This is a genomic window from Pseudomonas sp. S04 (genome assembly GCF_009834545.1).
Taxonomy (GTDB): domain Bacteria; phylum Pseudomonadota; class Gammaproteobacteria; order Pseudomonadales; family Pseudomonadaceae; genus Aquipseudomonas.
This window is the reverse complement of record NZ_CP019427.1, coordinates 5,327,984-5,341,145: the sequence shown is the minus strand read 5'-3', so window position 1 is coordinate 5,341,145 and position 13,162 is coordinate 5,327,984. Positions and strand designations below refer to the sequence as shown.

The following is a 13,162-nucleotide window of genomic DNA, read 5'->3' as shown; positions in this document are numbered from 1 at the left end:
GCAGGTGTTATCGCCTAGGCAGAACTAGCCTGAGGTGGGATTTGCCGTGGGTGAAAGATTGCCTTCGGTCGGGATCTCAAGGAACGGTGGGAAACTTCAGCTCAAAAACCTAACGGATGGGTTAGCATGAAGATATGCAGCTACAAAGGACTGTCGCTGGTGATCATGTTGCGCGATGAGCACTGTCCGCCCCACGTACATGTCGATGGTGGCGCCTGGGGTGCGCGCTTTGTGTTCAGCTTCTGGCACAACGGCGTAGAGCTCCTGGATGTCACCCCGCTATCGCGAAGGCCGCCGCTGGCGGTGTTGGAGGGCCTGCGCCAGACACTCAAACAAGCTGCTCATTTGCGCCGAGCGCGTTGTGTCTGGTGGGTGAAGCTGCATACGACCTGTCTGCGCAATCAGCTGTGGGATAGCCAGGCCAATGAAATGGTGCTGATCAACCGTAACCCCAAGGTGATCCGGCGTATTGCTTCGGCGCGTTATGACCTCAAGGGCAATACAACCCTGATGGAGTTAGTGGGCGCCTGTGAAGGCGTGGAGATTGAATTATGAAAAGGATACAAGCCAAGACCCCTGCGGACCGGCCGCTGACAGAGAAGGTCGTGGACGAAGCCATCGAGCGCGGCGAGGTGCGTCGTAGCGGCATTTGCGCCCAGTGCGTGAGCCTTGTGGGGCAACACCTGTCGATCGGCTTCGAGGATGGCAGTGCCGTGCTGCTGCCCGTGCACAATTACCCCGAGTTCACGGGCTTGGACAGCAGCGACTTCGCGGATTTGCAGGTCGGGTTCGGCGGTACGGCGCTCTGCCATGAGCGCAAGGACCTGCAGGTGTCCATCGCCGGACTGATTCTGGCAAGCAAACCGCTGATGGACATGGCCGCCTCGCTCATCGCCAGCCGCAATGGTCGCCAGAGCAGCGCCGCCAAGGCCGACGCTGCCCGTGCCAATGGCCGCAAGGGTGGGCGGCCACGCAAGGTCGATACGACGCTGTGAGCAGGCACAAAAAAACCGTCCTCGGGACGGCTTTTTTGTGGAGCGTGATCAGCGATCAACGACGGGTCAGCAAGACCCCGGATTCCATGTGGTGGGTCCACGGGAATTGATCGAACAGCGCGCAGCGGGTGATGCGATGAGTGTCGTGCAACTGGGCGATGTTGGCTGCCAAGGTCTCTGGGTTACATGAGATGTACAGGATGTTGTCGAAGCGTCGGGTCAGCTCGCAGGTGTCCGGGTCCATGCCCGCGCGCGGTGGATCGACGAACACGCTGCCGAACGCGTAGCTCTTCAAGTCGATACCGTGCAGGCGACGGAACGGGCGCACTTCGTTCAAGGCTTCGGTCAACTCTTCAGCGGATAGCCGCACCAGGGTGACGTTGTCCACCGCATTTTCGCTGAGGTTGCTCAGCGCAGCATTGACCGAGGTCTTGCTGATTTCGGTGGCCAGCACTTTGCCTACGCGGGTCGCCAGGGGCAGGGTGAAGTTGCCATTGCCGCAATACAGTTCCAGCAGATCGTCCGGGCGCTCGCCCAGGGCGTCATACGCCCAGTTGAGCATCTTCTGGTTCACCGTGCCGTTGGGCTGGGTGAATGCCCCCTCGGGTTGGCGATAGCTGAAGGTACGCCCACCGACTTCAAGTTTCTCGACCACATAATCCTGGCCGATCACTTCGCGCTTACCCTTGGAGCGACCGATCACGCTGACATTCAAGTCGGCAGCCAACTGGCTGGCCGCCGCATGCCAGTGCTCATCGAGCGGGCGGTGGTAGCACAGGGTGATCATCGCGTCGCCCGCCAGGGTGGTCAGGAACTCCACCTGGAACAGCTTGTGGCTCAAGGCTGCGCTGGCTTGCCAGGCGGCCTTGAGCTGCGGCATCAACTGGTTGATGCGCAGGCTGGCGATCGGGAACTCTTCGATCAGGATCGGCGTGCGCTTGTCTTCCTGGGAAAACATTGCGTAGTGCCGCTCGCCGGCTTCGCGCCACAGGCGGAATTCGGCGCGCAGGCGGAAGTTGGCCAGCGGCGAGTCGAACACCGCAGGTTGCGGGGCATCGAACGGGGCCAGCAGGTCGCGCAGGCGCGTGACCTTGTCTTCGAGCTGAGCGGCGTAAGCCTGGGAATCGAATGTCATGCGTTGAACCAACCCAACTTGATCACGAACAGAATGGAGAGAATCACCAGCGCCGGGTTCAGCTCACGGCCACGACCGGACAGCAGTTTGATTGCGGTCCAGGCGATGAAACCGAAGGCAATGCCGTTGGCGATGGAGTAAGTGAAAGGCATCGCCAGGGCGGTGATCACCACAGGCGCAGCCACGGTGATGTCATCCCAGTCTATTTCCGCCAGGCCGGAAGTCATCAGCACGGCGACGAACAGCAGGGCCGGCGCGGTGGCGAAAGCCGGAACGCTGGCAGCCAGTGGCGAGAAGAACAGCGCCAGCAGAAACAGGATGGCCACGACCACGGCGGTGAGGCCGGTCCGGCCGCCGGCGCTGACGCCCGCTGCCGATTCGATGTAGCTGGTGGTGGTCGAGGTGCCCAGCAGGGAACCGGCCATGGCCGCCGTACTGTCGGCGATCAGCGCCCGGCCCATTTTCGGCATGTGGCCGTCCTTGCCCATCAGGCCGGCGCGCTTGGCGACGCCGATCAGGGTGCCGGAGTTGTCGAACAGGTCGACGAACAGGAAGGCGAAGATCACGCTGACCAGACCGATGTCCAGGGCGCCCTTGATGTCCAGTTGCAGGAAGGTCGGCGCCAGGGAGGGTGGCATCGACACTACGCCGCCGAACGGGGTGAACCCCAGGGCGATGGAGGCGATGGTCACGGTCAGGATGCCGATCAGCACTGCACCGCGTACTTTCAGGGCTTCAAGGGCCACGATCAGGGCAAAGCCCAGGGTCGCGAGGATCGGAGCCGGTTGTTTCAGGTCACCGAGGCCGACCATGGTCGCCGGGTTGCTGACCACAATGCCTGCGTTGTGCAGGGCAATCAGGGCCAGGAACAGGCCGATACCGGCGGCAATCGCCGAACGCAGCGGCAGCGGGATACTGTTGATGATCCATTCGCGGATGCGGAAGATCGACAGCAGGAAGAACAGCACCGCCGAAATGAATACCGCACCCAGCGCCACTTGCCAGGTGTGGCCCATGTGCAGGACCACGGTGTAGGTGAAGAAGGCGTTCAGGCCCATGCCCGGTGCCAGCGCGATCGGGTAGTTGGCAATCAGGCCCATCACGGTGGAGCCGATGGCGGCCGCCAGGCAGGTCGCGACAAACACTGCGCCCTTGTCCATGCCTGTCTCGCCGAGGATGCTCGGGTTGACGAACAAAATGTAGGCCATGGCCAGGAAGGTCGTGACGCCCGCAAGAATCTCGGTGCGCACGTTGGTGTTGTGTGCCTTGAGTTGAAACAGCCTTTCCAGCATGTCTGCTCCCCGTGGCGCATCTTGCGCCGTGAATGTATCGACTTGAACAGCAAAGCACAGACCACAGCAGGCGCCCGGGATTTTTCTGTCGGTCGGAAAAAGCCGCGCATCATACCAGCAGCTTGGGGCTATGGCTGCGATCGTCGGCGATGTTTTGCCTTTGAGACGGGTGGGGCATACTGCGCGCTGGTTTCGGGAGTGGTCATGTCTTCTAAAAAACGCGGGTTGGCTCTGGTGGTGGGTGTGTGTGGCGCCTTGTTGTCCGGCATGCAGGTGGCCGAGGCGGCTTCCGCACCGCCGTTGAGCGAAATCAAGGTGCTTAAGGTCCAGTCGCCGTCCTGCGGCATGGAGGACATCAGTCCTGGGCAGGCACAAACCAGCTGTGATCACGAAGGGCCGAACATCAAGATCTACGTGCTGGAGGTCGGTTATGGCCGTTCACCCCAGGCCGGGCTGGATGGCGCGGACATCGATGGCGTGCGCACCCGGGTATGTGCCTTTGATAATGGCGACCTGACGGAATGCGCCGGCATGGTCAGCAAGATCGTCGGCTACCTCTATATCTTCGATATGGCCGGCAAGCAGCGTGGCACTTTCACGTTCCGCAATTCCTCGATCAACGCACCGGCCAACACCCTGTCGACCCAGATCTACATCAAGTAATGGGCCGTGCGGGGGGACTTGAACGCCTGTCAGTAAAGGTGACTACGCTTTAAGGATCACCCTGTGGACACCGACCATGACCTTTAGAGCCCTGATTACCCTTGCCGAGGGCATCGACGACCTGCAAAGCGTCACCCTGATCGACGTGCTGCGCCGGGCGAACGTCGAAGTGGTGGTGGCCAGCATCGAGGCGCGGCGCATGCTGACGTGCGCCCGGGGCACACGCCTGACCGCCGATGCGATGCTGGTGGACGTGCTGGCGCAACCCTTCGACCTGATTGTCCTGCCTGGCGGCGCCGTCGGCGGTAAGCACCTGGCCGCCCATCAGCCGCTGCAGCAATTGCTCAAGGACCAGGCCGCCGCCGGCCGATTGTTCGCCGCCATCGCCGAATCGCCGGCGCTTGCCCTGCAGGCCTTCGGCGTATTGCGCCAACGCCGCATGACCTGCCTGCCGGCCGTCAGTCAGCAACTGCTGGGCTGCACCTTCGTCGATCAGCCGGTGGTGGTCGACGGCAACTGCATTACCGCCCAGGGTTCGGCGGCGGCCTTGGCATTTGCCCTGCAATTGGTGGAGCAACTGTGCGGCAGGGCAGTCAAGCTGGCGGTGGCGCGGGAGTTGCTGGCTTAGCTACGGTCGGCGAATTCTCGGGGGCAGCCACCGGCACATGCATGCGATCACGCTGGGCCAGGGTCGGGAACAGCTTGATCCAGGTGCCGGTGACCAACAGCGTGCCAACTCCGCCCATGACCACCGCTGGCACAGTGCCGAACCAGTGCGCCGTCAGGCCGGATTCGAATTCACCCAACTGGTTCGAAGCGCCGATGAACAAGCCGTTCACGGCGCTGACCCGGCCGCGCATTTCATCCGGGGTTTCCAGTTGCACAAAAGAGGCGCGGATCACCATGCTGATCATGTCCGCCGCCCCCAGCACCACCAGCACCGCCAACGAGAACCAGAATGAGGTCGACAGGCCAAAGGCAATGGTCGCCACGCCGAACACGCCGACGGCGGTAAACATCACCCGTCCGACTTTGCGCTCCACGGCAAACCGCGCCAGCCAGAGTGACATCAGCAGGGCGCCCACTGCCGGTGCCGAGCGCAGCAGCCCCAGGCCCCATGGCCCGGTCAGCAGGATGTCCTTGGCGAACACCGGCAACAGCGCGGTGGCGCCGCCCAGCAGTACCGCGAACAGGTCCAGGGAGATCGCCCCGAGAATGTCTGGGCGACTGCGGATGAAGCGAACGCCGGCCAGCAGTGAATCCAGGGTGGCCTTGCCTTTGTTCAGCGGGGTTTGCCGCGCAGGCAGGTTGAGCATCAGGGTGCAGGCGATGACGTACAAGAGCACCGTCGGCCCATAGACCCAGACGCTGCCAAAGGCGTAGAGCAGGCCGCCCAGGGCCGGGGCGATGATGGTGGCCGACTGTTGCGCCGACTGCGCCGCCGCCACCGCACGCGGGAACAAGGCCGTGGGCACGATGCTGGGGAGCAGGGCCTGGGTGGTGGGCATCTCGAACGAGCGGGCAGCGCCCAGCAGGAAGGCGAGGATGAAGATCAGCTCGCGGGTCACTTGGTCGGTGGCGCTGCCGATGGTCAGGGCCAGGGCGATCAAAGCCTGCAAGGACTGGCAGAGGGCAGCGACCTTGCGCCGGTCATAGCGGTCAGCCACATGCCCGGTGTGCAGCATGAACAGTACCCGCGGAGCGAACTCCACCAGCCCGACCAACCCCAGGTCCAGCACGTTGCCAGTGAGCTGGTAGAGGTTCCAGCCAATGGCCACTGTGAGCATCTGGAAACCGCTGGCGGTGAAAATCCGCGCCAGCCAGAACGCAAGGAAAGGGCGGTGATGGCGTAACAGCAGGGGCTCTGGGCTGGGCATCGGCAGACAGGTCTGGTGGGGAAAAAGCTGAGCCTATCATCAAGTTGTAACTAAAGGTTGCAGCGATCGCCTGGATTGGCGCGCCAGGGTCCTGAGGCAACCTGTCACGCGGCAATAGACCACACGCTCTGTCGCTGAAAATGCGACTACTCTTTGATCGTTGCTTGATCCAGATCAAAGCCCTTGGGGGATTTGTTCTGACGGCCAGATGGCCAGACTCCCTGCGTTGTGATGATTGTAAAAAAAGAACGAATTCGAATTCGCCACACTCCATACCCGTGGGGGCGGTGGGTGCAGGCCACAAGCCTGTAGCCGTTTTACCTGACAGAGGAAGACTTATGTTCGGTTTGGAGGCACTTGATCTCGCCCGAATTCAGTTCGCGTTCACCATCTCATTCCACATTCTGTTCCCGGCGATCACCATCGGCCTGGCGAGTTACCTGGCGGTGCTTGAAGGCCTGTGGCTGAAAACCAACAACAACACCTACCGTGACCTCTACCATTTCTGGTCGAAGATCTTTGCCGTCAACTTCGGCATGGGAGTCGTCTCCGGCCTGGTCATGGCCTACCAGTTCGGTACCAACTGGAGCCGTTTCTCGGACTTCGCGGGCTCCGTCACTGGGCCATTGCTGACCTATGAAGTGCTCACGGCATTCTTCCTCGAAGCCGGCTTCCTCGGCGTCATGCTGTTTGGCTGGAACAAGGTAGGGCGCAAGCTGCACTTCTTCGCCACGATCATGGTGGCGATCGGCACGCTGATCTCGACGTTCTGGATTCTCGCCTCCAACAGCTGGATGCAGACCCCCCAGGGTTACGAAATCATCAACGGCCAGGTCATCCCGGTGGACTGGATTGCGGTGATTTTCAACCCGTCGTTCCCCTATCGCCTGATGCACATGGCCACCGCTGCCTTTGTCGCGACCGCATTCTTCGTCGGTTCGTCGGCGGCCTGGCACCTGCTGCGCGGTCGCGACAACCCGGCGATCCGCACCATGCTGTCGATGGCCATGTGGATGGCGTTGATCGTCGCGCCAATCCAGGCCGTGATCGGTGACTTCCACGGCCTCAACACCCTCAAGCACCAACCGGCGAAAATCGCCGCGATCGAAGGTCACTGGGAAAACCATGGCGACGAACCGACGCCGCTGATCCTGTTCGGCTGGCCGGACATGAAGGAGGAGCGGACCAAGTACGCGGTGGAAATTCCGTACCTGGGCAGCCTGATCCTGACCCACTCGCTGGACAAGCAGGTGCCGGCGCTCAAGGAATTCCCGCCGGAAGACCGGGCGAACTCGACCATCGTGTTCTGGTCGTTCCGGATCATGGTCGGCCTGGGCATGCTGATGATCTTCACCGGCCTGTGGAGCCTGTGGCTGCGCAAGCGTGATCGGCTGTATTCGAACCGCGCGTTCCTGTACCTGACCCTGTGGATGGGGCCTTCTGGCCTGATCGCAATTCTCGCGGGCTGGTTCACCACGGAAGTCGGACGCCAACCGTGGGTGATCTACGGGGTGATGCGCACTGCCGATGCCTCCTCCGGGCACAGCGTGGTGCAGATGAGCATTACCCTGGCGCTGTTTGTGGTGGTGTATTTCTCGCTGTTCGGTGTGGGCCTGGGCTACATGATGCGCCTGGTGCGCAAGGGGCCCAAGCTCAATGAAGGGGCCGAACCGAGCCACGGTGGTCCTGGTCAGCAACGCACGCCGGCCCGTCCGCTTTCCGCTGCCGATGACGGCACCGAAGGTGACCACAGCGACAGCCTGAACAAGGGGAATTGAGTCATGGGTATTGATCTTCCACTGATCTGGGCCGTGATTATCATCTTCGGCATCATGATGTACGTGGTCATGGACGGCTTTGACCTGGGGATCGGGATTCTTTTCCCGTTCATCAAGGGCAAGAGCGACCGTGATGTGATGATGAACACCGTCGCCCCGGTCTGGGACGGTAACGAAACCTGGCTGGTACTGGGGGGCGCCGCGTTGTTCGGGGCCTTCCCGCTGGCCTACTCGGTGGTCCTTTCGGCCTTGTACCTGCCGTTGATCCTGATGCTGATCGGGCTGATCTTTCGCGGGGTGGCCTTCGAGTTCCGCTTCAAGGCCAAGGACGACAAGGTGCACGTCTGGGACAAGGCGTTTATCGGTGGCTCGATCACCGCGACCTTCTTCCAGGGCGTGGCCCTCGGTGCGTTTATCGATGGCTTCAAAGTGGTTGACCGACAGTTCGCCGGCGGCTCGCTGGACTGGCTGACGCCTTTCACCCTGTTCTGCGGTGCGGCACTGGTGGTGGCGTATGCGCTGCTGGGGTGCACCTGGTTGATCATGAAGACCGAAGGCAAGCTGCAGGAGCAAATGCACAACCTGGCGCGGCCGCTGGCATTCGTGGTGTTGGCGGTGATCGGTATTGTCAGTATCTGGACGCCGCTGGCCCATGCCGAGATCGCTGCGCGCTGGTTTACCCTGCCTAACCTGTTCTGGTTCCTGCCAGTGCCGATCCTGGTATTGGTGACCATGTACGGATTACTGCGTGCGGTGGCCCGCAATGCCCACTACACCCCGTTCCTGTTGACCCTGGTACTGATCTTCCTGGGCTACAGCGGGCTGGGCATCAGCCTGTGGCCGTACATCGTGCCACCGTCGATCACCATCTGGGACGCTGCCGCACCGCCGCAAAGTCAGGGCTTCATGCTGGTCGGCACGCTGTTCATCATTCCGTTCATCCTGGGCTACACCTTCTGGAGCTACTACGTGTTCCGCGGCAAGGTGACCCACGAAGACGGCTACCACTAGGTGCATGACGGCGCCTTGAACGGCGCCGTCTCCCCCCAACCGAGGACCTGTGCAATGGCAGATAAACAATCTTTGCGGGAAATCGAAGAGGCTGAAAAGAAGCCGCTGTGGCATCGGCTTGGCTGGCTGGCCGGGATCTGGGTCGGCAGCGTGCTGGCGCTGTTCGTGGTCGCCAGCCTGATGCGCCTGTTCATGAACGCCGCAGGCTTGAGTACCCACTGAGCACTGAACTTCCCATCCCGTTGCCTTGCGGCGCGGATTTATAGCCCTCCGCTGGAGGGTTTTTTTTGGCCGGTTACTTACGTGCTTTGAGGATCACGAATTTTGGCGTGGCTGCGACTTGCTCGACGCCTCGGAACAGCCGCGCCAGTTTGCTGTGATAGCCCAGGTGCCGGTTGCCGACGATGTACAGCGCACCGCCCACTACCAAGGCTTCACGCGCCTGCTGGAACATGCGCCAGGCAAGGAAGTCGCCCACCACCTGCTGCTGATGGAACGGTGGATTGCACAGCACCACGTCCAGCGACTGCGGCTCTTGCCCGGCCAGGCCATCGCCGGCGCGCACTGTCACCTCGCGCTGACCCAGCGCGGCCTGCCAGTTCTGCTCGGCCGACTGCACGGCCATGAACGACTCATCGACCAGGGTGTAGTGGGCTTCGGGGTTGTTCAGGGCGCTGGCGATGGCCAGTACGCCATTGCCGCAACCGAGGTCGGCGACCCGCGCCTGGCCGAGGTTGCTTGGCAGGTGGGGGAGAAACGCGCGGGTCCCGATATCCAGGCCTTCGCGGCAAAATACGTTGGCGTGATTGAGCAGTTCGATCGCCGGTTGATCGAGGCGATAGCGGGTTGGGTAGGGCGACGCTATCGCCGGTCGGGCGTCCGGGGTTGCGATCAGCAACCGGGCCTTCTTCACCGCCAGCGAGGCCTGCATCGGGCCGACATAACGTTCCAGCAGTTCGCCCGCAGCCCGCGGCAGATGCTTGATCATGGCGGCCGCGATCACTTGCGCGCCGGGCGCCAGTTGCCCCTGCAGGCGAATCAACTGCTCCTCCAGCAAGGCCAGCGTCTTGGGCACACGAATCAGCACCCGATCAAACGGGCCAAGCAAGGGCGCGCTGGCGGGCAACACCGTGGCCGCGTCAAACGGCAGGCCATTGCGCACCAGGTTCTTTTCCAGGCCCTGGGCGGCGAGAAACGAGTCACCGCTGCTAGTGAGCAGCACCTTGCCCACCAGGCTTGCCGCCAAGGCGCCAAAGCTGTCGTTGAGCACCAGCACCCGAGTGTTCGCGGCGGGCTGCTGTTCGGCCAGATGATTGAGCAGGTACTCATCCGCGGCATCGAAAGCCTGCAGCGGTTCGTTAGGCTGTTCCGGTTGGCGAATCAGGTCGAGTTGAGCGAAGGGGCTTTCGAGCAGGGGCATGGGGCGGGGACTCTGGATAATCAACGAATGTCCCGCAGGTCTGCAGGGGGTGAGGCTGGCGGGACCGTCTGAGTGGACTGCGGCGCTTGGTTTGGGCGCAGTCACTCAGAACGGAGCAAATGGTACGTTTTTTTCGATGGGAATACTCGTCGGTTTTCCTCGTTGGGCATGGCTCATCCCCGGTACGGTTCGTTCAAGGCTCAGATCATGTGTGATTTGGTGGCCTTCACCACGGCCGAGATTTTGTTGTTCACCCCCAGTTTCTTGATCGAACTGCTGACGTGGAAATTTACCGTGCGCTCACTGAGGCTCAGGATGGTGGCAATGTCCGAGGCGGTCTTGCCATCTGCCGACCATTTCAAGACTTCGATCTCGCGCGGCGACAGGTGGGTCACGCTTATGCACGGAGGGTGTTGGCTGGAGAGTTTATGCATCGCCAGGGCGTGCAGCGTGTGACTGATGAAAACCGCATAGCCGAGGTGTTCGTAAAGCTCGAAAGAGCTGACTTGGCAATGACTGCGAGCCAGGCTGAGCATGCTGATGGCTGGGCCGTTTGCGTCATGTGCCGGTTGTGACCAGCCATGCTGCAAACCTTGCTCCTGCAGTGCGCTCCAGAGGGCGGGGGCTTTGGCGAACGTCTTGCGGTTCCAGACAATGGGCAGGATTGAATGGTGGCAATGGGCAACTATTGGATCAATCGAGCTGTAGTGGTTTTTTTCATACTGGGTATTCCAGTCATGGGGGTAGTTGTTCAGGTTGACGCTGTCAAAACGTTGAGTTGTTGTGTGGGAAGTAATTGAAAATGCGCAATATTCATAACCCATGTTATTGAACAGGTTCAGAGCGATTTTGTAGGCGCTTTCGATGTCTGATTCGGTTGCCAGTAACTTGAGTTGTGTTTCCTTCCAGATCTCCATGGATCACTCTCCTATTACCTAACTGCGAAAGTGCTGGGTACGTCCAAAAAACAGCACTTGCTGAGTGTAGGAGATATCCTACCGTGAGCGTGCGAATTTTTTGCTCTTGCAGAGGATCGCAAAACAATTAATTAGTTATGTGTTGCGCAGTCTGGCTGATATTCGGCTGCGCCTGTCTGCTATTTGATATTTAAGTGACTGGATTTGAATGGTTTTATTTGTATGTTAAACATAATTGTTTAAGTTATTAACTATCTAGTGGGTAATGTCGTACTCGTGGGTTAATAACACCACAAATCAACGGTGTTTCTTCCCTTGGCTTTGCGGGACACTGGAGGCATCAGACCTGCGGAGTCCCTCATGAGCGCCAGTGAAGAGAAATTCACCCGTCAGACCTTGCTCGATGTACAGCCATTGACCCCCAGCCTGTTTACCTTGCGCACCACGCGTGACGCGGGTTTTCGGTTTCGGGCGGGGCAGTTTGCGCGCCTGGGTGTAACCAGGGCCGACGGCAGCACGGTGTGGCGAGCCTATTCCATGGTGTCTTCACCCCATGATGAGTATCTCGAGTTCTTCTCAATTGTCGTGCCGGGTGGTGAGTTCACCAGCGAGCTGAGTCGCCTCAACGTCGGCGATACCTTGCTGGTCGACCGGCAGGCTTTTGGGTATCTGACGCTTGATCGTTTTGTCGATGGACGTGATCTGTGGTTGCTGTCCACTGGTACCGGGATCGCGCCATTTCTATCGATCTTGCAGGACTTCGAGGCCTGGGAAAAATTCCAGCGGATCATTCTGGTGTACAGCGTGCGTGAGGCCCGCGAGCTGGCGTATCAGGCATTGATCGCGGGCTTGGCGGAGCGCGAGTATCTGGCGGAGTACGCCCACAAGCTGCAATTTATTGCCACGGTGACACGTGAACAGCACCCGGGGGCGTTGCAGGGGCGAATCACTCACCTGCTTGAAAATGGTGAGCTGGAGCGGGCCGCGGGGGTGCCGATCACTGCCGAGCATTCGCGGGTGATGCTGTGTGGCAACCCGCAGATGATCGACGAGACGCGTAACCTGTTGAAACGGCGCGACCTGCAATTGAGCCTGAGTCGACGTCCTGGCCAGGTCGCGGTAGAAAACTACTGGTAGAAAAAACGGCGCCATTGGGCGCCGTTCTGGTTTTCTTCACAGCCCTCAGGGCTTGCTGTTCTGCACCTTGAGCAGGTCGCGGATCTCTCCCAGCAGCTCTTCTTCCTTGGTCGGAACAGGCGGCAGGCTTGGTGCCACGGCCTCTTCGCGCTTCAGGCGGTTGATGGCCTTGACGCCCATGAAGATCGCGAATGCGACGATCACGAAGTCGATGATGCTCTGGATGAATTTACCGTAGGCCAGCACCACGGCCGGGGCGTCGCCCTGTGCCGCTTTCAGGGGGATTGCCAGGTCCCCGAAGTCCACCCCACCGATCAGCAGGCCGATTGGCGGCATGATCAGGTCCCCGACAAACGACGTTACGATCTTGCCGAACGCCGCACCGATGATGATGCCCACGGCCATGTCGACCACATTCCCTTTGACCGCGAAGGCCTTGAACTCACTTATCACGCCCATAGGTTATTCCTTGTTACAGATGAGGTTGGTGAACGCAGTGTAATTCACCAAAACGGGTCTTGCTCGACACAAGTGCTTGCGTTTCACGTCACTATCGACCTGAAAGGTGGCAAGAAGTTTACAAAATGCCATCAACTCCGCATCTGAATGGGCAGCGGTGGCCGATCTGCGTGGTCTCTTGTGCACTGAGAGGCGTGGGTCAGTTGGACCTTCTGCCTGGCCTCGATATTGGTCAGTGACGAAGGGGGCTGGTGATAAGGTCGGCCTGAGATTGAGCGGTTAATTGAACTCACTTTTTGAATGTTTTTGGTCTGCCTTTGTAAGTTTTGTGTTCCTGGTTGTTAGGTGAATACCCGAATCAAACAAGTGATATCAAGATGAAGGTATTTTGATATTTGAGTTGTACAAGTGCTGTACTTATTTGAAGGGTTGTACAAGTTTTTGGGTTTGATTGCTTGAGAGAGCTTGTCGAAAAAAA

14 protein-coding genes are annotated in these 13,162 nt (G+C 60.1%); 8 read left to right on the top strand and 6 right to left on the bottom strand.

Annotation, left to right across the window (positions count from 1 at the left end; translation table 11 throughout):
* Positions 1 to 126 precede the first annotated feature (126 nt).
* Both PspS04_RS23835 and PspS04_RS23830 read left to right on the top strand, forming a co-directional pair.
* Positions 127 to 555, top strand: a complete 429-nt coding sequence (locus PspS04_RS23835; protein WP_095166410.1) for a DUF4160 domain-containing protein — start codon at positions 127 to 129, stop codon at positions 553 to 555.
* On the top strand, positions 552 to 995 hold the full coding sequence (locus tag PspS04_RS23830; protein ID WP_159998076.1) for a DUF2442 domain-containing protein: 444 nt from the start codon (positions 552 to 554) through the stop codon (positions 993 to 995). The genes PspS04_RS23835 and PspS04_RS23830 overlap by 4 nt, the downstream gene beginning before the upstream one ends.
* 55 nt (positions 996 to 1,050) lie before the next feature.
* On the opposite strand, the gene trmA is transcribed toward PspS04_RS23830, so the two are convergent.
* Complete coding sequence (trmA, locus tag PspS04_RS23825) at positions 1,051 to 2,130, bottom strand: tRNA (uridine(54)-C5)-methyltransferase TrmA (RefSeq protein WP_095166414.1); 1,080 nt, start codon at positions 2,128 to 2,130, stop codon at positions 1,051 to 1,053.
* On the bottom strand, positions 2,127 to 3,422 hold the full coding sequence (locus tag PspS04_RS23820) for an NCS2 family permease (protein WP_095166416.1): 1,296 nt from the start codon (positions 3,420 to 3,422) through the stop codon (positions 2,127 to 2,129). Before PspS04_RS23820 ends, trmA begins: the two co-directional genes overlap by 4 nt.
* Positions 3,423 to 3,626: 204 nt before the next feature.
* On the opposite strand from PspS04_RS23820, the gene PspS04_RS23815 reads away from it, so the two are divergent.
* Positions 3,627 to 4,085 (top strand): DUF4879 domain-containing protein, encoded by a 459-nt coding sequence (locus PspS04_RS23815; protein WP_159998074.1) that lies wholly within the window; start codon positions 3,627 to 3,629, stop codon positions 4,083 to 4,085.
* Between the two features lie 76 nt (positions 4,086 to 4,161).
* Positions 4,162 to 4,713 (top strand): DJ-1 family glyoxalase III, encoded by a 552-nt coding sequence (locus PspS04_RS23810; RefSeq protein WP_159998072.1) that lies wholly within the window; start codon positions 4,162 to 4,164, stop codon positions 4,711 to 4,713.
* Here PspS04_RS23810 and PspS04_RS23805 read toward each other — a convergent pair.
* A complete protein-coding gene (locus tag PspS04_RS23805) occupies positions 4,679 to 5,962 on the bottom strand; it encodes an MFS transporter (protein ID WP_174244599.1) in 1,284 nt (427 codons plus the stop codon). The two genes, PspS04_RS23810 and PspS04_RS23805, sit on opposite strands and share 35 nt — an antisense overlap.
* 338 nt (positions 5,963 to 6,300) lie before the next feature.
* Here PspS04_RS23805 and PspS04_RS23800 point away from each other — a divergent pair, with 338 nt between their 5' ends.
* The 3 genes from PspS04_RS23800 to PspS04_RS23790 are packed head-to-tail and all read left to right on the top strand — an operon-like array spanning position 6,301 to position 8,973.
* Positions 6,301 to 7,740, top strand: a complete 1,440-nt coding sequence (locus tag PspS04_RS23800; RefSeq protein ID WP_095166422.1) for a cytochrome ubiquinol oxidase subunit I — start codon at positions 6,301 to 6,303, stop codon at positions 7,738 to 7,740.
* Between the two features lie 3 nt (positions 7,741 to 7,743).
* Positions 7,744 to 8,751 carry a cytochrome d ubiquinol oxidase subunit II gene (gene cydB / locus PspS04_RS23795; RefSeq protein ID WP_095166424.1) on the top strand — a complete coding sequence of 336 codons (1,008 nt, stop codon included), beginning with the start codon at positions 7,744 to 7,746 and terminating at the stop codon, positions 8,749 to 8,751.
* 54 nt (positions 8,752 to 8,805) lie between these two features.
* Positions 8,806 to 8,973: a DUF2474 domain-containing protein gene (locus PspS04_RS23790; protein WP_095166426.1), complete on the top strand. Its 168-nt coding sequence runs from the start codon at positions 8,806 to 8,808 to the stop codon at positions 8,971 to 8,973.
* Positions 8,974 to 9,046: 73 nt separating this feature from the next.
* Here PspS04_RS23790 and PspS04_RS23785 read toward each other — a convergent pair whose 3' ends face one another.
* Together PspS04_RS23785 and PspS04_RS23780 are read right to left on the bottom strand one after the other, a co-directional pair.
* Positions 9,047 to 10,171, bottom strand: a complete 1,125-nt coding sequence (locus PspS04_RS23785) for a methyltransferase (RefSeq protein ID WP_159998070.1) — start codon at positions 10,169 to 10,171, stop codon at positions 9,047 to 9,049.
* A gap of 200 nt (positions 10,172 to 10,371) precedes the next feature.
* Positions 10,372 to 11,088: an autoinducer binding domain-containing protein gene (locus PspS04_RS23780; protein ID WP_159998068.1), complete on the bottom strand. Its 717-nt coding sequence runs from the start codon at positions 11,086 to 11,088 to the stop codon at positions 10,372 to 10,374.
* Positions 11,089 to 11,448: 360 nt separating this feature from the next.
* On the opposite strand from PspS04_RS23780, the gene PspS04_RS23775 reads away from it, so the two are divergent.
* Positions 11,449 to 12,225: a ferredoxin--NADP reductase gene (locus PspS04_RS23775; protein WP_095166431.1), complete on the top strand. Its 777-nt coding sequence runs from the start codon at positions 11,449 to 11,451 to the stop codon at positions 12,223 to 12,225.
* A gap of 45 nt (positions 12,226 to 12,270) precedes the next feature.
* Here PspS04_RS23775 and mscL read toward each other — a convergent pair whose 3' ends face one another.
* Complete coding sequence (gene mscL, locus PspS04_RS23770) at positions 12,271 to 12,684, bottom strand: large-conductance mechanosensitive channel protein MscL (RefSeq protein ID WP_159998066.1); 414 nt, start codon at positions 12,682 to 12,684, stop codon at positions 12,271 to 12,273.
* Between the last annotated feature and the right edge of the window lie 478 nt (positions 12,685 to 13,162).